Here is a 24985-nt window from a genome sequence, read left to right as displayed (position 1 = left end):
TGGTGCTCCGTTCTGCTCGTACGGGGGTGTGGTCAGGCGGTGACGGGCGCGGCGCGGGGCGCGGCGACGGGTTCGGCGGCCTGTTCGTCGTGGTTGGGGCGCTTGAGCAGCAGGAGCATGCAGCCCAGGGTCAGCGCCACCTGGAAGACGGCGTACGCGATGACGGCGGTGATCGAGCCGGTGCGGTTGAGCAGGAACTGGCCGATGATCGGGGTCGTGCCGCCGAGCAGCGTGCCGCAGAGCTGGTAGCAGAGCGAGATGCCGGTGTAGCGCAGGTGGGCCGGGAAACGGCTGGCGAGCATGCCGGCGAGGGCCGCGTAGTAGAGGCAGTGCGGGATCGTGGCGACCGCGACGCCGAACATCGCGAGGCCGTAGTTCTCGGTGCTGATGAGGACGAACATCAGCGGCATAAGGATCAGTTCGGGAAGCAGCATCACGGTGACCGCGCGGGACCAGCTCTTCATGCGGGTGGCGATGAGGGCGCCGAAGGGCTGGACGATGATCTGGGTGACGTTGGCGACGAGGATGATCGTCAGGAACGAGCTGCGGTCGAAGTCGAGGGACGTGGTGGCCCAGGACAGGGCGAACGTCGACTTGAAGTACGTGGCCGAGAGGCCGATGGTGCAGGCGCCGATGCCGAGGACGATGAGCATGGGGTGGCTGCGCAGGACCTCCGTCAGCGGGAGCTTGACGACTTCCTTCTTCTCGATGAGCTTGGCCATCGCCGGGGACTCGGTGACCTTGAGGCGGACCAGCAGGCCGACCATGACGAGTGCGGCGGAGGCGAGGAACGGCACCCGCCAGCCCCAGGAGACGAAGGCGTCGTCGGGCAGCTGGCTGATGGCGAGGAAGCTCACGGTGGAGAGGGTGTTGCCGACGGGCGAGCCCTGCTGGGCGAACGCGCCGTACAGCACGGACTTGCCCTTGGGGGCGTGCTCGGAGGCGATCAGGACGGAGCCGCCCCACTCACCGCCGAGACCGATCCCCTGGATCATGCGGATGCAGACCAGCAGGATCGGGGCGGCGATGCCGATGGAGGCGTAACCCGGCAGCAGACCGATCGCGGTGGTCGAGATGCCCATCATCAGCAGGGTGATGACGAGGGTCTTCTTACGGCCGAGCTTGTCGCCGTAGTGGCCGAAGATGATGCCGCCGAGGGGGCGGGCGAGGAAGCCGACCCAGAAGGTGGCGAAGGCGACCAGGGTGCCTATGGGGCCTTCGAGTTCGGGGAAGAACACCTTGTCGAAGACGAGCGCTGCCGCGGTTCCGTAGATGTAGAAGTCGAACCACTCGATGGTGGAGCCGATGAAGGCTCCGAACCCTGCGCGGTTGGCGGCTTTCGTTCGCTCGCGTGCGGTGGCGGTGTTCGCACTCATGGTGGCTCCCGTGAACATCGTTGATCAAGCGGATGGGGGCATGGCGGACGGAGGCGTCGCCCGGGACGCCTCGGCCGCGCTGAGGAGGGGACGGAACAGGGGACGGTCAGGCGGTGATGCGTTCGAAGACCGCGGCGAGGCCCTGGCCGCCGCCGATGCACATGGTCTCCAGGCCGTAGCGCGCCTCGCTGCGGTGCATCTCCCGGCTGAGCGTGGCCAGGATGCGGGCGCCGGTGGCGCCCACGGGGTGGCCGAGCGAGACGCCGGACCCGTTGACGTTGATCCGCTGCTCGTGGTCCTTCTCGCCGAGTCCCAGCTCCCGGGTGCAGGCCAGGACCTGGGCGGCGAACGCCTCGTTGATCTCGATCAGGTCGAGGTCGGCGAGGGCGAGTCCGGCGCGGCCGAGGGCCGCGTGGGTGGCCGGGACGGGGCCGATGCCCATCGTCGCGGCGGGGACACCCGCGCGGGCGAAGGAGACCAGACGGACGAGCGGGGTGAGCCCGAGCCGTTCGGCGGTGGCGGAGCTGGTGACCAGGCAGGCGGCGGCCGCGTCGTTCTGCCCGCTCGCGTTGCCGGCGGTGACGGTGGCGTCCGGGTCGGCCTCGGCCATGATCGGACGGAGCGCGGCGAGCTGCTCGGCGGTGGTGTCCGGGCGGGGGTGCTCGTCGGCCGAGACGACCGTCTCGCCCTTCCTGGTGCGCACGGTCACGGGGACGGTCTCCGCGTCGTAGCGCCCCTCCCGCACCGCCCGGGCGGCGCGGGCCTGCGAGCGCAGGGCGAGGGCGTCCTGGTCGGCCCGGCTGATCCCGTACTCACGGCGCAGGTTCTCCGCCGTCTCGATCATGCCGCCGGGCACGGGGTGGTGGACGCCGCCCGCGGTGACCCGGCCCCTGGCGAGGGAGTCGTGGAGCTGGAGACCGGGGCCCTTGATGCCCCAGCGTCCGTCGTGCGTGTAGTAGGGGGCGGCGCTCATGACGTCGACACCGCCCGCGATGACGACGTCGCTGAACCCGGCCCGGATCTGCATGGCGGCGTCGAGGACGGCCTGCAGCCCGGAGCCGCAGCGCCGGTCGGTCTGGGCGCCGGTGACGGTGTCGGGGAGTCCGGCGTCCAGGGCGGCGACGCGGCCGATGGCGGGGGCCTCGGACGAGGGGTAGGCGTGTCCGAGGATCACCTCGTCCACCCGGCCGGGATCGATGCCCGTACGGGCGACGACCTCGGCGATGACGCGTGCGGCGAGCGCGGCGGGCGTCTGCTGGGCGAAGGCTCCGCCGAAACGCCCGATGGGGGTGCGCAGCGGTTCGCAGATGACGACATCGGTCTGGTCGGGCACGGCGGAACACCTTTCGGCGGCTCGGGTGTGTGGGGTGACCTTCGCACTGGACCACTGAGTCGGTCCAATATCGAGTTTCCGCACATTCAAGACGCCACGCGTCTCAATCGGAGCCCCCCGGCGTGGGCAGGGCCTCCTCGGCGACCGCGAGGACCGCACGGAGGGCGGCGGAGGGGTTGTCCGTGCGCCAGGCCAGAGCGGCCTGACGACGGACGGGCGGACCGGCGAGGGAGCGGTAGACCAGCCCGTTCTGCTGGATGTGGCGGACGGAGGAGACCGTGAGCGTGACGCCGACGCCCGCGGCGACGAGGGCCAGGATCGTGTACGAGTCGGGGGCCTCCTGCACCACGCGTGGATTGAAGCCCGCGGCCTCGCAGACCTGGACCATCGCGTCGCGCACCGAGGAGCCGGCGTTCGCGGGGAAGGAGACGAAGGGTTCGTCGGCGAGGATCCCGATCGGGATGCTTCCCAGGCGGGCGAGCGGGTGGTCGGAGGGCAGCGCGCAGAGCAGCTCCTCCTCGTCGATCACCCGGTAGGCCACCCCGGGCTGGGTGACCGGCAGCCGGACGAAGCCCACGTCGAGAGAGCCGTCCGCGACCCGGGACAGGGCGACGTTGGCATAGGTCTGGCCCTTCATGGCCAGCTCGATCCCGGGGTGGGCGGCCCGGACGGCCCGGGTCAGCAGCGGCAGCGTCTCGTGGCTGGACGCTCCCGCGAAGCCGATGGTGACCCGGCCGTACTCCCCGCGCCCGGCTGCCTTCGCGGCGCGTACCGCGAGGTCGAGGTCGTCGAGCACGGTCCGTACGGGTTCGAGGAAGGACTCCCCCGCGCTGGTGAGCCGCACCGAGCGGGTGTTGCGCTCGAAGAGCTGGACGCCGAGCTCCTTCTCCAGCTGCCGGATCTGCTGGCTGAGCGGGGGCTGCGCCATCTGGAGCCGCTTGGCGGCGCGGCCGAAGTGCAGCTCCTCGGCGACGGCGGTGAAGGCGGTCAGATGGCGCAGTTCCATCGGGGCTTCCATTCATCAACGATCAGTCTTGATCCGACCTTAATTTGGTATTGGACAGCAATCAATGGCCGCTGACACGGTAAGGGCGACCAGCACGCACTCGCCCGAGGAGCACCGTGGAGCGGACGGATACGGCCGACGGGGCCGGCAAAGTCATGTCGATGAGGGAGGCCGTCGCCTCCTTCGTGCACGACGGGGCCACCGTCAGCCTCGAAGGGTTCACCCATCTCGTCCCCACCGCCGCGGGGCACGAGATCATCCGGCAGGGCCGCAAGGACCTCACCGTCGTACGCATGACGGCGGACATCGTGGTCGACCAGATGATCGCGGCGGGCTGCGTCTCGCGGCTGGTCTCCTCCTTCGTGGGCAACTCCTCCGCCGGTTCGCTCGGCGAGCTGCGGCGCAGGATCGAGCGCGCCGACCCGGCGCCGCTGGCCTTCGAGGAGTACAGCCACTACGGCATGGTCTGCCGCTACCTCGCGGGCTCCCAGCGGCTGCCGTTCTATCCGCTGCGCAGCTACGGCGGCAGCGATCTGCCGTCCGTCAACAGCGATCTGCGCAAGGTGACGTCTCCCTATCCCGGTCCGGACGGGGAGCCGGAGCAGATCTACGTCGTGCCGCCCGTGAACCCGGACGTGACGATCGTCCACGCACAGCGGGCCGACCGCCGGGGCAACACCCAGATGTGGGGACTGACCGGCATCCAGGCCGAGGCGGTGTACGCGGCGGACAAGGCGATCGTCGTCGTCGAGGAGATCGTCGGGGACGAGGTGGTCCGCTCGGACCCCAACCGCACGCTCGTCCCGTCGCACGCCGTGGACGCCGTCGTCGTCTGTCCGCGCGGCGCGCACCCGTCCTTCGCGCAGGGCTACTACGACCGCGACAACGCCTTCTACCGGGCCTGGTCGCACATCAGCAAGGACCCGGAGCGGCTGCGGGCCTGGCTGGCCGAGTGGGTGTACGGGACGGCGGACCACGCCGAGTACGTCGACAAGCTCGGCGAGGACTTCTGGGCGGGGCTCGCGGTGGGCGAGGCGCTCAGCGAACCGGTGAACTACGGGCGGCGGCTGTGAGCGCGCCCCAGGGGAAGGAACCGCACATGACCACCACCGCACCGGAGTCCGTCACCTCGTCCGAGCTGCTCTCCGTCGTCGCCTCCCGCGAACTGGCCGCCCGGCGCACGGTGTTCGCCGGCATCGGGCTGCCGACGCTCGCCACCGAGCTCGCCCGTCTGACCGTCGCGCCGCGGATCGAGGTCGTGTACGAGTCCGGGGTCTGCGGGGCGCACCCCTCGCATCTGCCGGAGACCATCGCCGACGCGGTGCTCATCTCGGGCGCGGAGGCCGTGCTGTCGATGCCGGCGCTCTTCGGCTGTGTGCTCCAGGGCGGCCACATCGACGTGGGCTTCCTCGGCGCCGCGCAGATCGACCGGTGGGGCAACCTCAACACCTCCGTCATCGGCGGCTGGGACAGTCCCACGGTGCGGCTGCCCGGTTCCGGCGGCGCGATCGAGGTGATGGCCAACTCCCACGAGGTCTTCGTGGTGATGCGCCGTCACAACCCGCGCTCCTTCACCGGGACCCTGGACTTCTGCACCACCCCGGGCCCGGACCGCGCGCTCGCCGAGGGCATCAGGCCGCTGGGCGCGGGAGTCACCCGGGTCATCACCGAGCTGGGCATCCTGGCCCGCGAGGGCGTCGGCGAGGAGCTGGAGCTGATCGCCGTCCACCCGGGTGTCACGGTCGAGCAGGTCCGGGATGCGACCGGCTGGGACCTGAAGGTGTCCGGCGAGGTCGGCACCGTGCCGCCGCCGACCGCCGCGGAGCTGCGGCTCCTGAGGGAGGACGTCGACCCCGGCCGCGTCTATCTTCGCTGAGGGCACCCCGGCCCCGGGGAGCCCTTCCCCGATCCCCACCCCGAGAGGACCGTAACTGCCATGCGTATCAGGATCGTCGGCGCCGGAGCCATGGGGCGCGGCATCGCCCAGTGGGCGGCGGCCGGCGGACACACCGTAGAGCTCTGCGACGTCCGGACCGAGGCGGTGACGGCGGCGGTCGACTTCGTACGGTCCATGCTGGAGCGCGCTGTGGACAAGGGGCGGATGTCCGCCGGGGACCGGGACGCGGCCCTGGAGCGGCTGGTCCCGCTGGACGACCCGTGGGCTCCCGGCCCGGAGGTCGGGCTGGTCATCGAGGCCGTACGGGAGGACCTGGACACCAAGGCCGAGGTCTTCGGGAAGCTGGAGCAGGCCCTGCCGGAGTCGGCCGTCTTCGCGACCAACACCTCCTCCCTGTCGGTGACCCGGATCGCCGCGTCGCTCCGGGACCCGGGCCGGCTCGCGGGGCTGCACTTCTTCAACCCCGTACCGCTGATGAGGATCGTCGAGGTCGTGCCGGGCGCCGCCACCCGTCCCGGTGTCCCGGCGGTTCTCACCGAGCTGGTCGAGAGCTGCGGCCACCGCGCGGTCACCGTCGCCGACACCCCCGGCTTCCTGGTCAACCACGCCGGCCGGGGTCTGGTGACCGAGGCCCTGGCGCTGCTGGAGGAGTCCGTCGCCGACCCGGCCGGCATCGACCGGATCGCCCGGGACGTCCTGGGGCTGCGCATGGGCCCGTTCGAGCTGATGGATCTCACCGGGCTCGACGTCACGGCTGCCGTGATCGACTCGATCTGGCAGGGCTTCCGCCACGAGGACCGGCTCCGCCCCTCCTACCTGACGCCGAACCGGGTGACCGCGGGCCTGCACGGCCGCAAGACCGGGCAGGGGTGGTTCGCCTACGGCCCCGAGGCGCCCGCCCCCGCCCCGGAGGCACCGGTGACGGGTGCCGCGGACCGGCCCGTGTTCGTCGCCGACGGCGAGGGCGCGGAGGGGTTGCGGACCGCGCTGTCCGAAGCCGGTGCGGCGGTGGAGAGCGGCGCCGGGCCGTCCGGCCGCGCTCTGGTCCTCGTCCCGGTCTGGGGCACGACGGTGGCTGCCGCGGTCGCCGCCCTGGGCCTCCCCGCCGCACGCACCTTCGGCGTCGACCCGCTGGCCCCGGCGGGCCGCCGGCGGGTGCTCGCGGTGACGCCGGCGTCCGATCCCGCCGCCGCGCGGGACGCCCGCGCCGTCCTGGCCCGCGCTGCGGACGGCGAGGACCCCTGGGCCGTGTCGGTCGTGCGGGACACCGCGGGCTCGGTGGCGCAGCGGCTGCTCGCGTCGGTGGTCTCGGTCGCCGCGTCGATCGCGGAACGCTCGCTGGCCACCCCGGCGGACATCGACCTCGCCGTCACGACGGGCCTCGGCTACCCGGCGGGTCCGCTGGCCTGGGGCGACCGGGTCGGCGTCGCGCGGATGCTGGAGCTGCAGCGGTCCCTGCACGCCACGACCGGCGACCCACGTCACCGGCCGACCCGCTGGCTCACCGAGCGCGCCCGGCTGGGGCTGGCGCTGACCGACCCGGGCACCACGCCGGCCGACTGCGCCTGAGCCGTACGCCGGGGCCGTGACCGTTTCGTACAAGACCCGGCCACGGCCCCCGCCGTACGGTCGTTCCATGACTCCACGACTCGACGCGTTCTCCGTCATCACGGCCGACATGGCCGCATCGCTCGCCTTCTACCGGAGGCTCGGGCTCGACATCCCCGCCGGGGCCGAATCGGCACCCCATGTCGAGGTGACCCTTCCCGGCGGGCAGCGCTTGCTGTGGGACACCGAGGACGTCATCCGCTCGTTCGATCCCGGCTGGACGGCTCCGAAGGGCGGTGAGCGCCTCGGGCTCGCGTTCCTCTGCGACAGCCCGGCTGAGGTCGACGCGGTGTACGCCGAACTGACCTCCGCCGGTTACGAGGGCGGTCTGGAACCCTGGGACGCGGTCTGGGGACAGCGTTACGCGGTCGTCCTGGACCCGGACGGCTGCGGGGTCTCGCTGTTCGCGGCGAACCCTTCGTGACCCGTCGCGGCCAGATAGCCGCCGAGGGTCGTCCCGGCCAGGTCCCGCATCTCCCGGGCCAGGTGCGCCTGGTCCGTGCAGCCCGCCGTGTACGCGGCCTCGGCGTACGGCGTTCCCGCCCGCACGAGGTCCAGGGCGCGCTGCAGCCTGAGGACCCTGGCCAGCGTCTTGGGGCCGTAGCCGAACGCGGCCAGCGAGCGCCGGTGCAGCTGGCGGGCGCCGAGCCCGACCTCCTGCGCGGTGGCGGCGACCGAACGCCCCCGCCGCAGCGAGGCGGCGACGGCCACCGTGAGCGGGTCCGGGGGCCCTGCGGCGGCCGCCCGGCGCAGGGCGATGTCCTCCAGGGCGGCGGCCGGGTCCTCGGCCTCGCCGGTCCGCTCGGTGAGCCCGCGGACCTCGTGGCCCGGCCAGAGGGCGTCGAGCGCGACCCGCCGGTCGCGGAGCTCGTGCGCGGGGACGCCCAAGAGCGCGGGCGCCGTGCCGGGGGCGAAGCGGATGCCCGCGCAGCTGCCGGAGAGCGCCGCGGCGGGGGTGAACGCGTGGGTGTCGGGGCCCGCCACCAGCAGCCGCCCGCCGGCCCACAGCAGGTCCAAGCAGCCGTCGGGCAGGACGGGCCGCGAGGGTTCGCGCGGTCCGGACCAGCTCCAGAGGACCGCGCCGCCGAAGCGCGATGCCCGCTCCTCGTACCGTGCGCCCATGGTCACCAGGCTAAGGGCTGTCTCAGGGGGAATCCTTGTCGCGGTTGCCGTGCAGGCGGGACTTCACGTCGTCCGGGGGCAGGAAGCGTGACCAGCGTTCGGGGAATTCGGACGGCATGGACACGTCCTCCTCGTCGTCCTCGTCGGCGTACGCGTCCCAGTTCGCCGCCCGTGCCACGAGTTCCGCGGCCTGGGCGGCCTTGATCCGGTCACTGGCGGCGCGGGCCGCGGCGGTGGCGAGCGAGGGCCAGACACGGTCGATCGCCGCGTTGACGGCGGCGCCCACGAGGACGGCGAAGGCGGAGATGCCTATCCAGAGCAGGACGGCGATGGGCGCGGCCAACGAGCCGTAGATGGTGGGTCCTTCCACCGTGCTCGTCAGGTAGATCCGCAGCAGGAAGCTCCCCAGCACCCACATCCCGAGCGCCACGAGCGCCCCGGGCACGTCCTCTATCCACGGCGAGCGGACCGGGACGGACACGTGGTAGAGCGTCGTCAGGAACGCGATGGACAGCAGTATCACGAGCGGCCAGTACATGACCGCGAGCACCTCGGTGCCCCAGGGCACGAACTCCACCACCCGGTCGGGACCGACCACCAGCAGCGGCAGCACCACCGCGCCCAGCAACAGCGCGACCACGTACAGCAGGAACGCCAGCAGACGGGTCTTGACGATGCCGCGGTGGCCGTCGAGCCCGTACATCACGGTGATGGTGTCGATGAAGACGTTCACCGCGCGCGAGCCCGACCAGAGCGCGATCGCGAAACCGAGGGAGATGACGTCGGGGCGCGCGCCCGTGGTCACGTCGGCTATGAGGGGCTCGGCGATCTCCTTGACGCCCCGCTCGGAGAGCACCGTCTGCACCGCGCCCAGGATGTTGCGCTCGATGGAGGCGACCGTGGTGGTGGACGTCCAGTCGTCGACGTAGCCGAGCAGCCCGATCAGGCCGAGCAGCAGCGGCGGCAGGGACAGCAGGGTGAAGAACGCCGCCTCGGCCGCCAGGCCGAGGATGCGGTACTCGATGCACGAATTGACCGTGTCCTTGAGCAACTGCCATGTCATCTGCCGCTTCGAGACGTTGCGGTAGAGGACTCGAGCCCGGTGGAGCCGACCCGGTGGCCGCTCGGGTGTTTCATTTGCTGCCTGCACCTCCTTACCGTATCGGCATGGCACCTAGCACCCACACAGTGACCAACCAGGTTCCGCCGCTGGTCGGCTATGACGTCTTCACGGCCGACCGGGCGCTGACGGAGGCCGTCGAACGGCATCTCGCGTCGGGCGTCCTCGACGAGGCCCGGGAGGAGCTCGGCGGGCTGGGCCGGTCCGCCGGCTCCTTCCAGGCCCAGGAGTGGGGCGCGCAGGCCAACGAGAACCCGCCGAAGCTGCGCACGCACGACCGCTACGGGCACCGCGTCGACGAGGTGGACTTCCACCCCGCCTGGCACCGGCTGCTGGGGCACGCGGTCACGGCCGGGCTGACGGACGCCTGGGGGAGGCCGGGCGGCCATGTCAGGCGCGCCGCCGGTTTCCTGGTCTGGACGCAGGCCGAGGCGGGCCACGGGTGCCCGCTGTCGATGACGCACGCGGCGGTCCCGGCGCTGCGGACCGACCCCGCTCTGGCCGCGGAGTGGGAGCCGCTGCTGACGTCGCACGTGTACGAGGAGGGGCTGCGGCCCCCGTCGCAGAAGGCCGGTGTGCTCTTCGGGATGGGCATGACGGAGAAGCAGGGCGGCACCGACGTGCGGTCCAACACCACCCGGGCCGAGCCGCTGGCCGGCGACGGGGAGTATCTGCTCACCGGCCACAAGTGGTTCTGCTCGGCGCCCATGTCGGACGGCTTCCTGGTGCTGGCGCAGGCGCCGGGCGGGCTCACCTGCTTCCTCGTACCGCGGGTCCTGCCGGACGGTGAGCGCAACGTCTTCGCCATCCAGCGCCTCAAGGACAAGCTGGGCAACAGGTCCAACGCCTCCGGCGAGGTCGAGTTCGACGGGACGTGGGCCCGCCGGGTCGGCGAGGAGGGGCGGGGGGTGCGCACCATCATCGAGATGGTGGCGGCGACCCGGCTGGACTGCGTGGTCGGCTCGGCGGCCCTGATGCGCCAGGCGGTGGCGCAGGCGATCCACCACAGCGCCTACCGCAGCGCGTTCGGCGGACTGCTGATCGAGAAGCCGCTGATGCGCAACGTACTGGCCGACCTGGCCCTGGAGTCGGAGGCGGCGACGACGCTGGCGCTGCGGCTGGCCGCCGCCTACGACGCGGACACGGAGGAGGAGCGGGCCTTCCTGCGGATCGCGGTGCCCGCGGCCAAGTACTGGGTGACCAAGCGGTGCACGGCGGTGGTCGGGGAGGCCCTCGAATGCCTCGGCGGCAATGGTTACGTCGAGGAGTCCGGGATGCCGCGGCTGTTGCGGGAGGCGCCGCTCAACTCGATCTGGGAGGGCTCGGGCAACGTACAGGCCCTCGATGTGCTGCGGGCGCTGCAGCGTGAGCCGCAGGCGCTCAACGCCTTCCTCCAGGAGGTCGGAAAGGCGCGGGGCGCGGACCACCGGCTGGACGCGGCGATCAAGGACCTGCTGACGGAGCTGGCCGACCTGGACGCCGTCGAGGCACGTGCCCGGCGGCTGGTGGAGCGGATGGCCCTGGTGCTGCAGGGCTCGCTGCTGCTGCGGTGGGCGCCGCCGGAGGTCGCGGACGCGTTCTGCGCGTCACGGCTGGGCGGCGACTGGGGGTCGGCCTTCGGGACGCTGCCGCACAGTCTGGATCTGGCCACGGTCGTGGAACGGGCGCGGGCGCAGGAGGGGTAGGAGTTCCGGAGGAACGGTGACAAACGACGGAGGGTGGTGCTGCGCCGACACGGCACCACCCTCCACGCTTGTGCACCACCGCACGGCGGGTCGAGGACTCCCCGCACGGTGTTCCGCCACTCTCGCGGGTCCGCGGCCTGTTCACCAGAGTTGCAAGGGGTTGCAACCATTGCGTGGAGTACGAGCCGACGGGCACCCCGCACGGCAGGATGTGTCCTTTGGGCCGGGTTTCTCTCCCGCGGACCGGGCCCACGCTTTGTTGGGGGGACCGTCATGAAAACAGACCCTGCCGCGCGACCGCGGCCGGAGAACGCCTCGCACCCGGCGCTCACCGAACGCCAGGTCCACCGCGCGCGGGAGGCCCGGCTGACGGGCGAGCCCACGGCAGCGGTTCCGCGCGCGGAGATCGACGCGTCCTGGGACCGCGTGCTGCGCAGTGGGGTCGACCCCGACCAGTCGCCGGAGAGCAGGCTGCTGGAGACCGACGAGATCGAGCACCGGCGCAGGAGCACGGCGCTCGGCGAGATCATGCCCGTGCTGCGGGACGGGCTGGCCACGATCGCGGACGCGGCGCAGCAGATCATGGTCGTCACCGACACCGAGGGCAGGGTCCTGTGGCGTCAGGGACACGCGGCCGTGATGCGCCGGGCGAAGGACATCTGTCTGGAGGAGGGTGCCGCCTGGGACGAGTCGGCGACGGGCACGAACGCCATCGGTACGGCGCTCGCCACGCGCACGCCCATCCAGGTCCACTCCGCCGAGCACTTCGTCCGCGCCCTGCACACCTGGACCTGTGCGGCGGCCCCGGTGCGTGACCCCCGGGACGGCCGGCTGATGGGCATCGTCGACATCAGCGGGCCCGCCTCCACCTTTCACCCGGCGACGCTGGCGCTGGTGGGTTCGGTGGCGGCGCTGGCGGAGAGCGAGCTGCGCGGCCGGCATCTGGTGGCGATCGAGCGGCTGCGCTCGGTGGCCGCGCCGCTCCTGTGCCGGCTGGGCGGCCGGGCGCTGGTGGTCGACGTGCACGGCTGGCTGGCCGCCGTCAGCGGGATGCCGCCCGTGGACCGGCTGCCGCTGCCGAAGTCGCTGCAGCCGGGCACGGTGTGGCTGGCCGCGCTCGGGATGTGCCGGGTGGAGCCGCTGCCCGGCGGTTGGCTGGTCCAGGTCGCGGAGGGCGCGCACGACCGCTCTCCGCGCCGGGTGGTGCTCGACCTGAGCCGGGAGCGGGGGCTCACGGTCCATGTGTCGGGCCCCGTGGGCAGCTGGACGCACCCGCTCTCGCCGCGCCACGCGGAGCTGCTGTACGCCCTGGCCCTGCACCGGGAGGGGCGTACCGCGGCCGAGCTGGCCGAGGACGTCTTCGGCGACGCCTCCAGGACGGTGACGGTGCGGGCCGAGATATCCCGGATGCGCCGCCATCTCGCGGAGGTGCTGACCCATCGGCCGTACCGCTTCCGCGAGGGTGTCGAGGTGGAGGTGGTCCATCCGGACGTGCCGGCCGATCTGCTGCCGCGTTCGACGGCCCCGGTGGTGCTCAGGGCGCGTACGCCCGCGGGGACGGTCTGAGCCCGGCCGGTTTGGCCGGAAGTCGTGGCCGTGGTTTTCTGACCGCCATGAGCGACTCCGCACACTCCGCCCCCGCCGTCTCCGTCTCCGTCTCCGACGTGACCGTCTGGTACCTGGAACAGACCTCGCCCGCCGACCTCAGCCCCGCCGCCCTCCCCGCGGACGGAGTGACGGTCGCACGCTCGGAGATACCGCTGCCGGAGTTCAGCCGCTTCCTCTACACGGCGGTGGGCGCGGACGTCCGGTGGACCGACCGGCTGGACCACAGCTACGCGCAGTGGCTGGAGATCGTCGAGCGTCCGGCGGCCGAGACCTGGGTGGCGTACGAGAAGGGGACCCCGGCCGGGTTCATCGAGCTCGACGCCCAGGAGGACGGGGCCGTAGAGATCGTCTACTTCGGCCTGATCCCCTCCTTCCGGGGCCGCCGGATCGGCGGGCACCTGCTGTCGTACGGCGTGGCGCGCGCCTGGGACCTCGCGGAGCGCCACCCGGAGCGGACCCCCACCAAGAGGGTGTGGCTGCACACGTGCTCCGACGACGGCCCGCACGCGATGGACAACTATCTGCGGCGGGGGTTCCGGCTGTTCGACACGAAGACCGAGCAGGAGTTCCAGGTCGCCCACCCCGGCCCCTGGCCCGGCGCGCACGCCTGATCGCGCGCGGCATCGCACACCCTCCCTGTCGCTTTATCGACAGGGAGGGAGTGATCGACACCACAGCGTCTCATTCTTCGGGACCATCTCGTCCACATACTGGATCGTGGTGGACTGGCCCGAGATGCGCGTGCCACGCTTCCGTCATGTCTGGAACTGGAATTGCCTTGGTGAGTCGGCGGCACGTCGACCTCGGCCGCATGTCCAGCGCCATCTGTCCGGTCCGCTGAGAGTCTCCAGCACCGCGATTTCCTTCAAGTCCGCTCCACCCCCCTGCGCACCGCCGCGCCTCACGCGAGTGTGCAGTTCAGAGCCGCCCTCCTGCAGTCCCGAAGGACGTATAGCCATGGCCGCCATTCCCGAGAAGCCTGCTACCGCCACGCCCCGCCGCAAGGCCGGACGTCACCGTGGTGAAGGTCAGTGGGCCATGGGTCACTACACCCCGCTCAACGGGAACGAGCAGTTCAAGAAGGATGACGACAGTCTCAACGTGCGGACGCGCATTGAGACGATCTACTCGAAGCGCGGCTTCGACTCCATCGACCCGAACGACCTGCGCGGGCGCATGCGCTGGTGGGGCCTGTACACCCAGCGCCGGCCCGGCATCGACGGCGGCAAGACCGCCGTCCTGGAGCCGGAGGAGCTGGACGACCGCTACTTCATGCTGCGGGTGCGCATCGACGGCGGGAAGCTGACCACCGGGCAGCTGCGCGTCATCGGCGAGATCTCCGAGGAGTACGCGCGGGGCACCGCCGACGTCACCGACCGGCAGAACGTCCAGCTGCACTGGATCCGCATCGAGGACGTCCCGGCGATCTGGGAGAAGCTCGAGGCCGTCGGGCTCTCGACGACCGAGGCATGCGGCGACTGCCCCCGTGTGATCATCGGTTCTCCGGTGGCCGGGATCGCCGCCGACGAGATCATCGACGGCACGCCCGCGGTCGACGAGATCCACGAGCGCTACATCGGCAGCAAGGAATTCTCCAACCTGCCCCGCAAGTTCAAGACCGCGATCTCGGGCTCGCCGGTCCAGGACGTGGTGCACGAGATCAACGACATCGCCTTCGTCGGGGTGGACCACCCCGAGCACGGCCCCGGCTTCGACCTGTGGGTCGGCGGCGGGCTCTCCACCAACCCGCGGTTCGCCGAGCGCCTCGGCGCCTGGGTGCCGCTGGACGAGGTCCCCGACGTCTGGGCGGGCGTCGTCGGGATCTTCCGCGACTACGGCTACCGCCGGCTGCGCACGCGCGCACGCCTGAAGTTCCTGATGGCCGACTGGGGTCCGGAGAAGTTCCGCCAGGTCCTGGAGGACGAGTACCTCAAGCGCCCGATGCTGGACGGCCCGCCGCCGGCGCAGCCCACCTCCCGCTGGCGTGACCACATCGGTGTGCACGCGCAGCAGGACGGCCGCTTCTACGTGGGCTTCGCCCCGCGCGTCGGCCGGGTCGACGGCTCCACCCTCGCCAAGATCGCCGATCTGGCCGAGGCACACGGCTCGGGCCGGGTACGCACCACCGTCGAGCAGAAGATGCTCATCCTCGACGTGGAGCAGGACCAGGTCGAGTCCCTGACCGCCGGTCTGGAGGCGCTGGACTTCCAGGTGAACGCCTCCCCGTTCCGGCGCGGCACGATGGCCTGCACCGGCATCGAGTTCTGCAAGCTGGCGATCGTCGAGACGAAGGCGCGCGGAGCCGCGCTCATCGACGAACTGGAGCGCCGCCTGCCGGACTTCGACGAGCCGCTCTCCATCAACATCAACGGCTGCCCCAACGCCTGCGCCCGCATCCAGACCGCGGACATCGGCCTCAAGGGCCAGCTCATGCTGGACGGCGACGGCAACCAGGTCGAGGGCTACCAGGTGCACCTCGGCGGCGCGCTCGGCCTGGAGGCCGGCTTCGGCCGCAAGGTCCGCGGGCTGAAGGTCACCTCGGCCGAACTCCCGGACTACGTCGAGCGGGTGCTCGGGAAGTTCCAGGAGGAGCGCGAGGAAGGCGAGCGCTTCGCGACCTGGGCCGCCCGGGCCGGTGCGGAGTCGCTGTCATGAGCGAGCGAGCGGCGCCGTTCTACTGCCCGTACTGCGGCGACGAGGACCTGCGCCCGCACGAGGCGGGGCACGGCGCCTGGGAATGTGCTTCCTGCAATCGCGCGTTCCAGCTGAAGTTCCTGGGGCTGCTGGCCCAGGGACTCCAGCGCAACGACGGGGAAGGGGACGGGACATGACGGACACGCTGCACACCGCCGAGCTCACCGACGAGGCACTGAGGGACCTGGCCGAGCGGGCCGGACGCGACCTGGAGGACGCCTCCGCGAGCGACATCCTGAAGTGGGCGGCCGACACCTTCGGCAAGCGCTTCTGCGTCACCTCCTCCATGGAGGACGCGGTCGTCGCACACCTCGCCTCCCGGGTCATGCCCGGCGTGGACGTCGTCTTCCTGGACACCGGCTACCACTTCGAGGAGACCATCGGCACCCGGGACGCGGTGGACGCCGTCATGGACGTCAACCTCATCACCCTGACCCCGCGTCAGTCGGTGGCCGAGCAGGACGCCGAGTACGGGCCGAAACTGCACGACCGCGACCCCGACCTGTGCTGCGCGCTGCGCAAGGTCAAGCCGCTGGAGGAAGGGCTGACGGCGTACGCCGCCTGGGCGACCGGGCTGCGCCGCGACGAGTCCCCCACCCGGGCGAACACCCCGGTCGTGGGCTGGGACGAGAAGCGCCGCAAGGTCAAGGTCTCGCCGATCGCCCGCTGGTCCCAGGACGACGTGGACGCGTACGTCGCCGAACACGGCGTACTGACCAACCCGCTGCTGATGGACGGTTACGCCTCCGTCGGCTGTGCGCCCTGCACCCGCCGGGTGCTGGAGGGCGAGGACGCACGGGCCGGCCGCTGGGCCGGGCGGGGCAAGACCGAATGCGGGCTGCACGGCTGATGACGACTGATCAGGAGATATCGATGAGCGTGACGGAGACGGGAGCCACCGTCTGGCTCACCGGTCTGCCGAGCGCGGGCAAGACCACCATCGCCTACGAGCTGGCCGGCGGGCTGCGTGCCGACGGGCACCGGGTCGAGGTGCTCGACGGTGACGAGATCCGGGAGTTCCTCTCCGCGGGCCTCGGATTCTCCCGCGAGGACCGGCACACCAACGTCCAGCGGATCGGCTTCGTCGCCGAGCTGCTGGCCGCCAACGGTGTGAAGGTTCTCGTCCCGGTCATCGCGCCGTACGCCGACAGCCGTGACGCCGTGCGCAAGCGTCATCAGCAGGAGGGCACCGCGTATCTCGAGGTGCACGTCGCGACCCCGGTCGAGGTGTGCTCCGAGCGGGACGTGAAGGGGCTGTACGCCAAGCAGGCAGCGGGCGAGATCAGTGGCCTCACCGGGGTCGACGACCCCTACGAGGCGCCCGAGTCGCCGGATCTGCGGATCGAGTCGCACCAGCAGACCGTGCAGGAGTCCGCAGCGGCGCTTCGTGCGCTGCTCACCGAGAGGGGCCTGGCGTGAGCACCGTCGCCACCGTGCCGGAAGGCACCGTCAACCCGTACGCGCTGAGCCACCTGGACTCCCTGGAGTCGGAGGCGGTGCACATCTTCCGTGAGGTGGCGGGTGAGTTCGAGCGGCCGGTGATCCTGTTCTCCGGCGGCAAGGACTCGATCCTGATGCTGCACCTCGCGCTGAAGGCGTTCGCCCCCGCCCCGGTCCCCTTCACGCTGCTCCACGTGGACACCGGGCACAACTTCCCCGAGGTCCTCGAATACCGCGACCGCACCGTCGAGAAGCACGGGCTGCGCCTGCACGTCGCCTCCGTCCAGGAGTACATCGACGCGGGCAAGCTCCGCGAGCGCCCCGACGGCACCCGCAACCCCCTCCAGACGGTCCCGCTGACCGAGGCCATCCAGCAGCACCGCTTCGACGCCGTCTTCGGCGGCGGACGGCGCGACGAGGAGAAGGCCCGCGCCAAGGAGCGCGTCTTCTCGCTCCGCGACGAGTTCTCCCAGTGGGACCCCCGCCGCCAGCGCCCCGAACTGTGGCAGCTCTACAACGGCCGCCACGCCCCCGGTGAGCACGTCCGTGTCTTCCCCATCTCCAACTGGACCGAGCTCGACGTCTGGCAGTACATCGAGCGCGAGGGCATCGAGCTCCCGGCCATCTACTTCGCCCACGAGCGCGAGGTGTTCAACCGCTCCGGCATGTGGCTCACCGCCGGCGACTGGGGCGGCCCCAAGGACCACGAGAAGACCGAGACCCGCCAGGTGCGCTACCGCACCGTCGGCGACATGTCCTGCACCGGCGCCGTCGACTCCGACGCCACCACCCTGGACGCCGTGATCACCGAGATCGCCGCCTCCCGGCTCACCGAGCGGGGCGCCACCCGCGCCGACGACAAGATGTCCGAGGCCGCGATGGAAGACCGCAAGCGCGAGGGGTACTTCTAAACATGACCACCATCACCGACCTCTCGGCCACCACCCTGCTGCGGTTCGCCACCGCCGGGTCCGTCGACGACGGCAAGTCCACCCTCGTCGGACGCCTCCTGCACGACTCCAAGTCGGTCCTCACCGACCAGCTGGAAGCCGTCGCGCTGGCCTCCACCAACCGCGGGCAGGAGGCGCCCGACCTGGCGCTGCTGACCGACGGACTGCGCGCCGAGCGCGAGCAGGGCATCACCATCGACGTCGCCTACCGCTACTTCGCCACACCGCGGCGCCGCTTCATCCTCGCGGACACCCCGGGCCACGTGCAGTACACCCGCAACATGGTCACCGGCGCCTCGACGGCCGAGCTGGCCGTCGTCCTCGTCGACGCCCGCAACGGCGTCGTCGAACAGACCCGTCGGCACGCGGCCGTCGCCGCCCTCCTGCGGGTCCCCCATGTCGTCCTCGCCGTCAACAAGATGGACCTCGTGGACTACGCGGAGCCCGTGTTCGCCGCCATCGCCAAAGAGTTCACCGCCTACGCCGCCTCCCTCGGCGTCCCTGAGATCACCGCCATCCCGATCTCCGCACTGGCCGGCGACAACGTCGTGGAGCCCTCCGCCCACATGGACTGGTACGGCGGCCCCACCGTCCTGGAACACCTGGAGACGGTCCCGGTCAGCCACGACCTGACCGAGTGCCACGCCCGCTTCCCCGTCCAGTACGTCATCCGCCCCCAGACCGCCGAACACCCCGACTACCGGGGGTACGCCGGTCAGATCGCCGCCGGGGTCTTCCGTGTCGGCGAGACCGTCTCCGTGCTGCCGTCCGGGCGCACCACCACGATCGCGGGGATCGACGCGCTCGGCGAGAGCGTCGACATCGCCTGGGCTCCCCAGTCCGTGACGCTGCGGCTCACCGACGACCTCGACATCTCCCGCGGCGACCTCATCGCGCCGAGCGCGGACACGCCCGCCACCACGCAGGACGTCGAAGCCACCGTCTGCCACGTCGCCGACCAGCCCCTCACCGTGGGCCAGCGGGTGCTGCTCAAGCACACCACCCGCACGGTCAAGGCCATCGTCAAGGACATCCCGTCACGGCTCACACTGGACGACCTGTCCCAGCACCCCGCCCCCGGACAGCTGGTGGCCAACGACATCGGCCGGGTCGTCGTACGCACCGCCGAGCCGCTCGCGCTCGACGCCTACGCCGACTCGCGGCGCACCGGATCGTTCCTGCTGATCGACCCGGCCGACGGCACGACGCTGACGGCGGGAATGGCGGGCGCCTCGTTCGCCGCCGTCGCCGACGGGGACGAGGGCGCGGACACCACCGCCGAGGATGCGGAGTGGGACTTCTGATGACCACGGACTTCTTCTCGACCTTCGCGAAGGAGGGCGGCCGGGTCGGCAGCGGCGCCCTCGGCAGCGGCCAGGGCGGGGTCGGGCGATGTGCGTGATGACGTACGCGCACTGCCTGCGCGCCCGCTCGCAAGGACCGCACCGCCAGTTCATACGAAGACCTGCCGACCGCCCGGCCACGCCACCTGATCCCAGGAGCACGTGAGACCGGGCCTACGAGAGGAAGACCTCCCGTGCCTGCCGCCCGTACGACTCTCCGCCGCGGCCTCGCCGCTGCCGCCGCATCGTCGCTGCTCGCCGTGGCGGTCACCGCCTGCGGCTACGGCTCCGAGGCGAAGGACGACGACACCGAGAACGTCTCCGCCGGCGGGAAGAAGCTCTCGGCCGACACCGTGAAGATCGGTTACTTCCCGAACCTCACGCACGCCACCGCCCTGGTCGGTATCCACGAAGGCCTCATCGCCGAGGAGCTGGGCGGCACCACGGTCAAGCCCTCGACGTTCAACGCCGGACCCTCCGAGATCGAGGCGCTCAACGCGGGCTCCATCGACATCGGCTTCATCGGCCCCTCCCCCTCGATCAACGGCTACAGCAAGTCCAAGGGCCAGAGCCTGCGGATCATCGGCGGCTCGGCCTCGGGCGGCGTGAAGCTCGTCGTGAACCCGAAGAAGATCAAGACCCTGGACGACCTCAAGGGCAAGAGGATCGCCACCCCTCAGCTCGGCAACACCCAGGACGTCGCGTTCCTCAACTGGATCTCCGAGAAGGGCTGGAAGGTCGACGCCCAGAGCGGCAAGGGTGACATCTCCGTGGTCCGCTCGGACAACAAGGTGACCCCGGACGCCTTCAAGGCGGGTTCCCTGGACGGCGCCTGGGTCCCGGAGCCGACCGCCTCCAAGCTGGTCGCCGAGGGCGGCAAGGTCCTGCTCGACGAGTCGACGCTGTGGCCGGACGACAAGTTCGTCATCACGAACATCATCGTGTCGCAGAAGTTCCTCTCGGAGCACCCGGACGTCGTGGACGCCGTGCTGCGCGGCACGGTGAGCACCAACAAGTGGATCAACGCCAACCGGGACAAGGCGAAGGCCTCGGCCAACGCGGCGCTCGAGGAACTGAGCGGCAAGGCCCTGCCCGCCGAGGTGCTCGACCCGGCGTGGGAGTCCATCCGGATCACCGACGACCCGCTGGCCGCCACGCTGCAGGCGCAGGCGGACCACGCGGTCGGGGCCGGACTGCTGGAGAAGCCCGACCTCAAGGGCATCTACGATCTGGAGCCGCTGAACAGGATCCTCAGGACCGCAGGGCAGCCCGAAGTCGCCGACGCCGGTCTCGGCGTGAAGTAACCCGACCCGTAACCGGATTCCCCAGGAGGTGACGACCATGGCGACCACCACCCTCACCAAGGCCGAGGACCGTGCAGCGGTCGAGCACGCCGCTCGCATCACCAACGTCTCCAAGTCCTTCGCCGGACCCACGGGGCGGCAGCTCGTCCTGGACGACATCACACTCGATGTCGCTCCGGGCGAGTTCGTCACCCTCCTGGGAGCATCCGGGTGCGGCAAATCGACGCTGCTCAACCTGGTGGCCGGACTCGACCGCCCGACCGCGGGGTCCATCGAGACCCCCGGCGGGCGGCCGGCCCTGATGTTCCAGGAGCACGCCCTCTTCCCGTGGCTGACCGCGGGCAAGAACATCGAACTGGCCCTGCGGCTGCGCGGGGTACCGAAGTCGGAGCGCCGCCCCGAGGCGGAGCGGCTGCTCGAACTCGTGCGCCTCGGCGGGGCGTACGGGAAGCGGGTGCACGAGCTCTCGGGCGGGATGCGCCAGCGCGTGGCGATGGCCCGGGCGCTCGCCCAGGACAGCCAACTACTGCTGATGGACGAGCCGTTCGCCGCGCTCGACGCCATCACCCGCGATGTGCTGCACGACGAGCTGACCCGGATCTGGCGCGAGACGAACGCCTCCGTCCTCTTCGTCACCCACAACGTGCGGGAGGCGGTGCGGCTCGCGCAGCGCGTCATCCTGCTGTCGTCACGACCCGGCCGGATCGCCCGGGAGTGGACGGTCGACATCGAGCAGCCCCGCCGCATCGAGGACACCGCCGTGGCGGAGCTGTCCGTCGAGATCACCGAACAACTGCGTGGGGAGATCCGCCGACATGGCCAGCACTGAAACGAAGGCCGACGACCTGGCGGGTCTCGAAGCGGGCCTGGACGCCCTCGACGCCGTACAGGTACGCAGGACGCCGACCCGCGAGATCCTGCTGAACAAGGTCCTGCCGCCGGTCGTCGCGGTCGTCCTGGTGGTCCTGGTCTGGCAGCTGCTGGTCTGGGCGGAGGTCACCGACGACTACAAGCTCCCGCCGCCCGCGGCGGTCTGGGACAGCCTGACCGACATGTGGCTGCAGGGCACCCTGCTGGAGGTCATCTGGACCAGTGTGTCGCGCGGTCTGCTCGGCTTCGTGATGGCCGTCGCCATCGGCACCCCGCTGGGTCTGCTGGTCGCGCGGGTGAAGGTGGTCCGTGCGGCGATCGGCCCGATCCTCTCCGGACTGCAGTCCCTGCCGTCCGTGGCGTGGGTGGCGCCGGCCATCATCTGGCTGGGCCTCGACGACAGGACGATGTACGCGGTGATCCTGCTCGGCGCGGTGCCGTCCGTCGCCAACGGTCTGGTCTCCGGCGTCGACCAGGTGCCGCCGCTGTTCCTGCGCGCGGGCCGCACCATCGGCGCGACAGGGCTGCGCGGGACGATCCACATCGTCCTGCCGGCGGCGCTGCCCGGCTATCTGGCGGGCCTCAAGCAGGGCTGGGCGTTCTCCTGGCGCTCGCTGATGGCCGCCGAGATCATCGCGTCCTCGCCCGACCTGGGCCTGGGACTCGGCCAGTTGCTGGAGAACGGCCGGAACAACTTCGACATGCCGGGGATCTTCCTGGCGATCCTGCTCATCCTGTTCGTCGGCATCGCGATCGACCTGCTGATCTTCAGCCCGCTGGAGCGGCGGGTGCTGCGCAGCCGCGGTCTCCTCGTGAAGGGCTGATCTCCCATGGCCTCCCCCGTCCTGCTCGTCATCGCCCACGGCAGCCGCGACCCGCGGCACGCGGCGACCGTCCACGCGCTCACCGCGCGGGTACGGTCGTTGCGGCCCGGGCTGCGGGTGGAGACGGGCTTCCTGGAATTCAACGCCCCGTCCGTGCCCAGGGTGCTGGAGCGCCTGGCGGCGGAGGGGGCGGGCGAGGTCGTCGCACTCCCCCTGTTGCTGACCCGGGCCTTCCACGCCAAGTCGGACATCCCCTCGGTGCTGCGCGAGGCCCGGACCCGGCTGCCCCGGCTGCGGATCGGCCAGGCCGAGGTGCTCGGCCCCTCCCCGCTGCTGAACGCGGCACTGGAACAGAGGCTGTACGAGGCCGGGGTCTCCCCCGGCGACAAGAGCTCGACCGGGCTGGTCCTGGCCTCGGCGGGCTCCACAGACCCGGAGGCGATCGCAGTGATCGCTGAAATCGCGCGGGAGCTGCGGCACACCGGTTGGTGCGCCGTGCGGCCTGCGTTCGCCTCCGCATCCCTTCCTCGCACCGCCGATGTCGTACGTGCCCTGCGGGCCGACGGCGTACGGCGGGTCGCGGTCGCGCCGTACGTCATCGCCCCCGGCCGTCTCCCCGACCGCATCGCGGCGGGGGCGGAGGAGGCCGGGGCGGAAGTGCTGGCCGACGTCCTGGGGCCTTCCCCGGCGCTGGCCCGGCTGCTGCTGACCCGGTACGACGACGCGCGGGTGCCGGTGGCCGGGGCGATGAGCGCGTAACGCCTTTCGGTCAAGGGTATTCAGGACGCCGCGTCGGCCAGGGCGGTGAGTTCGGCGACCGTCATCGAGCCGGCGGCGCGCCGCTCCCGGGCGAAGGCGTTCGCGGTGCGCCGCAACACCTCGTTGACCGGTGTCGGGACGCCGTGCGCCCTGCCGAGCAGGACGATCTCGCCGTTGAGGTAGTCGGCCTCGATGGTGCCCGTGCCCCGGCTGAGACTCTGCCAGGACGAGCCGCCGGCGCGCCCTGAGCCGTCGAACGGGTCGAAGCGGATCCTGTCGCCGCGGGCCTCCTCCTGCTCCGCGGTTCCCGTCGCCTCGATGCCGGCGGCCGCGAGCACCGCACGCCCTTCCGCGCGGGCCCGGTCGAAGAGGGCGAATCCTTCGGGACCGTCGAGCACACCGGTGACCGCCTCGATCGCGTTGGCGAGGTTGGAGAGCAGCTTGGCGTACTTCCAGCGCATCACGTCGGGGACGACGGGTGCCTCCAGCTTCGCCTTCCGCCAGTCCGCGGCGACGGCGCGCACGGTGTCGTCGGCGCCCGACGGATACCGGCCCAGGTGCAGGATGCCGGTGAGCGGGGCTCCGGCGGCGAGGACCCTGCCCGGTTCCACGAAGCTCGCGGGGAGGTAGACGCAACAGCCGTAGACGCGGTGGAACCGGCGAAGGGCCAGGCGCTCGCTCTCGACGCCGTTCTGCGCGCAGATCAGGGGGAGCCGCTCCCCCGCCGTTCCACCGCCCGCCACGGGCCGTGCGCTCCAGGCGTCGAGGGCGGCGACGCTGTCCTGCGTCTTGACGGCGAGGACGAGGACGTCGTCCGGACCGAGTTCCACCGCCTGCGGTCCGTCGACGACGGGGAGGCGGTGGGTGCGGGTGCCCTCGGGTGTGGTGAGGCGCAGCCCGTCCTCGCGCAGGGCCTCGTACTGCGCTCCGCGGGCCACGAGCACCACCTCGTTGCCCGCCTCGGCCAGCCGTCCGCCCAGGGCGCCGCCGACGGCGCCGGTTCCCACGATGATGTGACGCATGCCCGCGAGCCTGGCACAGCGCCCGCCCTCGCGTGAAGCGGCCACGACAACGGGCCGCGCTCGGTGAGCGCGGCCCGTCGGCAGGTGGTGCGGGGCGTGAGCTCTAGAAGACGCTGACGCCGTAGGCGCTGAGCGCCTCGGTGACCGGCTGGAAGAACGTGGTGCCGCCGGAGGAGCAGTTGCCGCTGCCGCCGGAGGTGAGGCCGAGGGCCGTGGTGCCGGAGAAGAGCGAGCCACCGCTGTCGCCGGGCTCGGCGCAGACGTTGGTCTGGATCATGCCGTAGACGATGTCGCCGCTTCCGTAGTTCACGGTCGCGTTGAGACCGGTCACCGTGCCGCTGTGGACACCGGTGGTGGAGCCGCTGCGCTTGACGGCCTGGCCGACGCGCGGGGTCGCGGCGGAGGTGATGTCCTGGTAGCTGCCGTTGTACAGGTAGACCCGGCCGTCGGCGGCGGAGGAGTTCGAGTGCCGGATGAGCCCGTAGTCGTTGGTCGGGAAGCTGGATCCGGCCCGCGTACCGAGGGTGGTGGACTGGCCGGAGTTGGTGTACCAGGTGCTGCCTATCTCGGTGCAGTGCCCGGCGGTCAGCGCGTAGTAGGTGCTGCCGCTGCGGACGTTGAAGCCGAGGGAGCAGCGTCCGCCGCCGGCGTAGATGGCCTGGCCGCCCGCGATGAGCTTGTTGAAGGTGCCCTCGGTGCGGTTGATGTCGGCCTTCGCGCCCGAGTCGGTGACCGACTTCTTGATCGTGGCGATCTCGGCGGCGGTGACGGTGCTGTCGACGGTCACGACGACCTTGCCGGAGCTCGCCTCGGTGTACCAGGCGGTGCCCGCGATGTCGGCACCGCGTACGGCGGAACTGGCTTCGGCCAGCTCGGCCTTCGTCACCGTGGTGTCCGGTGCCGCCTGAGCGACCGCGGTGGGCGCCGCGAGCGCCACGGCGGTGACCAGCCCTGAGGTGGCGGCGATGAGACGGGCGCGTCTGGAGATCGAGGAGAGGGGGGCGAAGCGCTTGAAGGTCACAGG

The 24985-nt window shown here is 71.5% G+C and carries 24 protein-coding genes; 17 read left to right on the top strand and 7 right to left on the bottom strand.

All coding sequences use genetic code 11. The annotated features are described in order from the left end of the window. Positions 1 to 32 precede the first annotated feature (32 nt). The 3 genes from ACZ32T_RS11315 to ACZ32T_RS11305 form a co-directional block, all read right to left on the bottom strand. Positions 33 to 1376 (bottom strand): MFS transporter, encoded by a 1344-nt coding sequence (locus ACZ32T_RS11315; RefSeq protein ID WP_467366444.1) that lies wholly within the window; start codon positions 1374 to 1376, stop codon positions 33 to 35. 106 nt (positions 1377 to 1482) lie between these two features. Further along, positions 1483 to 2709 (bottom strand): acetyl-CoA C-acetyltransferase, encoded by a 1227-nt coding sequence (locus ACZ32T_RS11310; RefSeq protein WP_467366442.1) that lies wholly within the window; start codon positions 2707 to 2709, stop codon positions 1483 to 1485. Between the two features lie 103 nt (positions 2710 to 2812). Continuing rightward, positions 2813 to 3715 (bottom strand): LysR family transcriptional regulator, encoded by a 903-nt coding sequence (locus tag ACZ32T_RS11305; protein WP_467366979.1) that lies wholly within the window; start codon positions 3713 to 3715, stop codon positions 2813 to 2815. A gap of 155 nt (positions 3716 to 3870) precedes the next feature. Here ACZ32T_RS11305 and ACZ32T_RS11300 point away from each other — a divergent pair, with 155 nt between their 5' ends. The 4 genes from ACZ32T_RS11300 to ACZ32T_RS11285 all read left to right on the top strand — a co-directional run bounded on the left by ACZ32T_RS11300 (position 3871) and on the right by ACZ32T_RS11285 (position 7644). Further along, positions 3871 to 4788 (top strand): CoA transferase subunit A, encoded by a 918-nt coding sequence (locus ACZ32T_RS11300; RefSeq protein WP_467264377.1) that lies wholly within the window; start codon positions 3871 to 3873, stop codon positions 4786 to 4788. A gap of 26 nt (positions 4789 to 4814) precedes the next feature. Next, entirely contained in the window at positions 4815 to 5591 is a 777-nt protein-coding gene (locus tag ACZ32T_RS11295; RefSeq protein ID WP_467366440.1) for a CoA-transferase subunit beta, read from the top strand. 60 nt (positions 5592 to 5651) lie between these two features. Beyond that, entirely contained in the window at positions 5652 to 7181 is a 1530-nt protein-coding gene (locus ACZ32T_RS11290) for a 3-hydroxyacyl-CoA dehydrogenase (protein WP_467366438.1), read from the top strand. A gap of 67 nt (positions 7182 to 7248) precedes the next feature. Beyond that, positions 7249 to 7644: a VOC family protein gene (locus ACZ32T_RS11285; RefSeq protein WP_467366435.1), complete on the top strand. Its 396-nt coding sequence runs from the start codon at positions 7249 to 7251 to the stop codon at positions 7642 to 7644. On the opposite strand, the gene ACZ32T_RS11280 is transcribed toward ACZ32T_RS11285, so the two are convergent. Both ACZ32T_RS11280 and ACZ32T_RS11275 read right to left on the bottom strand, forming a co-directional pair. Beyond that, the gene (locus tag ACZ32T_RS11280; protein WP_467366433.1) at positions 7581 to 8342 is read right to left on the bottom strand and encodes a DUF6597 domain-containing transcriptional factor; all 762 of its coding nucleotides are present in this window, start codon (positions 8340 to 8342) and stop codon (positions 7581 to 7583) included. The two genes, ACZ32T_RS11285 and ACZ32T_RS11280, sit on opposite strands and share 64 nt — an antisense overlap. A 22-nt stretch (positions 8343 to 8364) precedes the next feature. Then, a complete protein-coding gene (locus ACZ32T_RS11275) occupies positions 8365 to 9492 on the bottom strand; it encodes a YihY/virulence factor BrkB family protein (protein WP_467366431.1) in 1128 nt (375 codons plus the stop codon). A 17-nt stretch (positions 9493 to 9509) separates the two neighbouring features. On the opposite strand from ACZ32T_RS11275, the gene ACZ32T_RS11270 reads away from it, so the two are divergent. The 13 genes from ACZ32T_RS11270 (at position 9510) to ACZ32T_RS11210 (ending at position 22939) form a co-directional block, all read left to right on the top strand. After that, positions 9510 to 11147 (top strand): acyl-CoA dehydrogenase family protein, encoded by a 1638-nt coding sequence (locus tag ACZ32T_RS11270; protein WP_467366429.1) that lies wholly within the window; start codon positions 9510 to 9512, stop codon positions 11145 to 11147. 273 nt (positions 11148 to 11420) lie between these two features. Then, a complete protein-coding gene (locus ACZ32T_RS11265) occupies positions 11421 to 12713 on the top strand; it encodes a GAF domain-containing protein (protein WP_467366427.1) in 1293 nt (430 codons plus the stop codon). 47 nt (positions 12714 to 12760) lie between these two features. Next, on the top strand, positions 12761 to 13366 hold the full coding sequence (locus tag ACZ32T_RS11260; RefSeq protein WP_467366425.1) for a GNAT family N-acetyltransferase: 606 nt from the start codon (positions 12761 to 12763) through the stop codon (positions 13364 to 13366). A gap of 346 nt (positions 13367 to 13712) precedes the next feature. Further along, positions 13713 to 15410 carry a nitrite/sulfite reductase gene (locus ACZ32T_RS11255; protein WP_467263833.1) on the top strand — a complete coding sequence of 566 codons (1698 nt, stop codon included), beginning with the start codon at positions 13713 to 13715 and terminating at the stop codon, positions 15408 to 15410. Further along, the gene (locus tag ACZ32T_RS11250; RefSeq protein ID WP_467263831.1) at positions 15407 to 15586 is read left to right on the top strand and encodes a hypothetical protein; all 180 of its coding nucleotides are present in this window, start codon (positions 15407 to 15409) and stop codon (positions 15584 to 15586) included. Before ACZ32T_RS11255 ends, ACZ32T_RS11250 begins: the two co-directional genes overlap by 4 nt. After that, the gene (locus ACZ32T_RS11245) at positions 15583 to 16299 is read left to right on the top strand and encodes a phosphoadenylyl-sulfate reductase (protein WP_467263829.1); all 717 of its coding nucleotides are present in this window, start codon (positions 15583 to 15585) and stop codon (positions 16297 to 16299) included. The genes ACZ32T_RS11250 and ACZ32T_RS11245 overlap by 4 nt, the downstream gene beginning before the upstream one ends. After that, on the top strand, positions 16299 to 16868 hold the full coding sequence (gene cysC, locus ACZ32T_RS11240; RefSeq protein ID WP_467263827.1) for an adenylyl-sulfate kinase: 570 nt from the start codon (positions 16299 to 16301) through the stop codon (positions 16866 to 16868). Before ACZ32T_RS11245 ends, cysC begins: the two co-directional genes overlap by 1 nt. Next, a complete protein-coding gene (gene cysD, locus ACZ32T_RS11235; protein ID WP_467263826.1) occupies positions 16865 to 17800 on the top strand; it encodes a sulfate adenylyltransferase subunit CysD in 936 nt (311 codons plus the stop codon). The genes cysC and cysD overlap by 4 nt, the downstream gene beginning before the upstream one ends. 2 nt (positions 17801 to 17802) lie before the next feature. Next, positions 17803 to 19143, top strand: coding sequence for a sulfate adenylyltransferase subunit 1 (locus ACZ32T_RS11230; protein WP_467263824.1), 1341 nt, complete (start codon positions 17803 to 17805; stop codon positions 19141 to 19143). Positions 19144 to 19376: 233 nt separating this feature from the next. After that, positions 19377 to 20486 (top strand): aliphatic sulfonate ABC transporter substrate-binding protein, encoded by a 1110-nt coding sequence (locus tag ACZ32T_RS11225; protein ID WP_467366422.1) that lies wholly within the window; start codon positions 19377 to 19379, stop codon positions 20484 to 20486. A gap of 37 nt (positions 20487 to 20523) precedes the next feature. After that, positions 20524 to 21315, top strand: a complete 792-nt coding sequence (locus ACZ32T_RS11220; protein WP_467263820.1) for an ABC transporter ATP-binding protein — start codon at positions 20524 to 20526, stop codon at positions 21313 to 21315. After that, on the top strand, positions 21302 to 22180 hold the full coding sequence (locus ACZ32T_RS11215; RefSeq protein WP_467263818.1) for an ABC transporter permease: 879 nt from the start codon (positions 21302 to 21304) through the stop codon (positions 22178 to 22180). Before ACZ32T_RS11220 ends, ACZ32T_RS11215 begins: the two co-directional genes overlap by 14 nt. A 6-nt stretch (positions 22181 to 22186) precedes the next feature. After that, positions 22187 to 22939 carry a sirohydrochlorin chelatase gene (locus ACZ32T_RS11210; protein ID WP_467263816.1) on the top strand — a complete coding sequence of 251 codons (753 nt, stop codon included), beginning with the start codon at positions 22187 to 22189 and terminating at the stop codon, positions 22937 to 22939. Positions 22940 to 22959: 20 nt separating this feature from the next. Here the strand turns inward: ACZ32T_RS11210 and ACZ32T_RS11205 are convergent, their stop codons facing one another. Both ACZ32T_RS11205 and ACZ32T_RS11200 read right to left on the bottom strand, forming a co-directional pair. Beyond that, positions 22960 to 23961 (bottom strand): ketopantoate reductase family protein, encoded by a 1002-nt coding sequence (locus ACZ32T_RS11205; protein ID WP_467263814.1) that lies wholly within the window; start codon positions 23959 to 23961, stop codon positions 22960 to 22962. Positions 23962 to 24064: 103 nt separating this feature from the next. Beyond that, entirely contained in the window at positions 24065 to 24982 is a 918-nt protein-coding gene (locus tag ACZ32T_RS11200; protein WP_467263812.1) for a S1 family peptidase, read from the bottom strand. Positions 24983 to 24985: the final 3 nt, after the last annotated feature.

The sequence above is a fragment of the Streptomyces sp. NPDC023573 genome (assembly GCF_055559735.1).
This window is presented reverse-complemented; position numbering and strand designations above follow the sequence as displayed.

What these genes read in the sequence shown, in the direction of transcription:
- ACZ32T_RS11315 (WP_467366444.1), bottom strand. Translation starts at nt 1,376, where the DNA reads ATGAGTGCGAACACCGCCACCGCACGCGAGCGAACGAAAGCCGCCAAC.
- ACZ32T_RS11305 (WP_467366979.1), bottom strand. Translation starts at nt 3,715, where the DNA reads ATGGAACTGCGCCATCTGACCGCCTTCACCGCCGTCGCCGAGGAGCTG.
- ACZ32T_RS11300 (WP_467264377.1), top strand. Translation starts at nt 3,871, where the DNA reads ATGTCGATGAGGGAGGCCGTCGCCTCCTTCGTGCACGACGGGGCCACC.
- ACZ32T_RS11295 (WP_467366440.1), top strand. Translation starts at nt 4,815, where the DNA reads ATGACCACCACCGCACCGGAGTCCGTCACCTCGTCCGAGCTGCTCTCC.
- ACZ32T_RS11290 (WP_467366438.1), top strand. Translation starts at nt 5,652, where the DNA reads ATGCGTATCAGGATCGTCGGCGCCGGAGCCATGGGGCGCGGCATCGCC.
- ACZ32T_RS11285 (WP_467366435.1), top strand. Translation starts at nt 7,249, where the DNA reads ATGACTCCACGACTCGACGCGTTCTCCGTCATCACGGCCGACATGGCC.
- ACZ32T_RS11280 (WP_467366433.1), bottom strand. Translation starts at nt 8,342, where the DNA reads ATGGGCGCACGGTACGAGGAGCGGGCATCGCGCTTCGGCGGCGCGGTC.
- ACZ32T_RS11270 (WP_467366429.1), top strand. Translation starts at nt 9,510, where the DNA reads ATGGCACCTAGCACCCACACAGTGACCAACCAGGTTCCGCCGCTGGTC.
- ACZ32T_RS11265 (WP_467366427.1), top strand. Translation starts at nt 11,421, where the DNA reads ATGAAAACAGACCCTGCCGCGCGACCGCGGCCGGAGAACGCCTCGCAC.
- ACZ32T_RS11260 (WP_467366425.1), top strand. Translation starts at nt 12,761, where the DNA reads ATGAGCGACTCCGCACACTCCGCCCCCGCCGTCTCCGTCTCCGTCTCC.
- ACZ32T_RS11255 (WP_467263833.1), top strand. Translation starts at nt 13,713, where the DNA reads ATGGCCGCCATTCCCGAGAAGCCTGCTACCGCCACGCCCCGCCGCAAG.
- ACZ32T_RS11250 (WP_467263831.1), top strand. Translation starts at nt 15,407, where the DNA reads ATGAGCGAGCGAGCGGCGCCGTTCTACTGCCCGTACTGCGGCGACGAG.
- ACZ32T_RS11245 (WP_467263829.1), top strand. Translation starts at nt 15,583, where the DNA reads ATGACGGACACGCTGCACACCGCCGAGCTCACCGACGAGGCACTGAGG.
- cysC (WP_467263827.1), top strand. Translation starts at nt 16,299, where the DNA reads ATGACGACTGATCAGGAGATATCGATGAGCGTGACGGAGACGGGAGCC.
- ACZ32T_RS11230 (WP_467263824.1), top strand. Translation starts at nt 17,803, where the DNA reads ATGACCACCATCACCGACCTCTCGGCCACCACCCTGCTGCGGTTCGCC.
- ACZ32T_RS11220 (WP_467263820.1), top strand. Translation starts at nt 20,524, where the DNA reads ATGGCGACCACCACCCTCACCAAGGCCGAGGACCGTGCAGCGGTCGAG.
- ACZ32T_RS11215 (WP_467263818.1), top strand. Translation starts at nt 21,302, where the DNA reads ATGGCCAGCACTGAAACGAAGGCCGACGACCTGGCGGGTCTCGAAGCG.
- ACZ32T_RS11210 (WP_467263816.1), top strand. Translation starts at nt 22,187, where the DNA reads ATGGCCTCCCCCGTCCTGCTCGTCATCGCCCACGGCAGCCGCGACCCG.
- ACZ32T_RS11205 (WP_467263814.1), bottom strand. Translation starts at nt 23,961, where the DNA reads ATGCGTCACATCATCGTGGGAACCGGCGCCGTCGGCGGCGCCCTGGGC.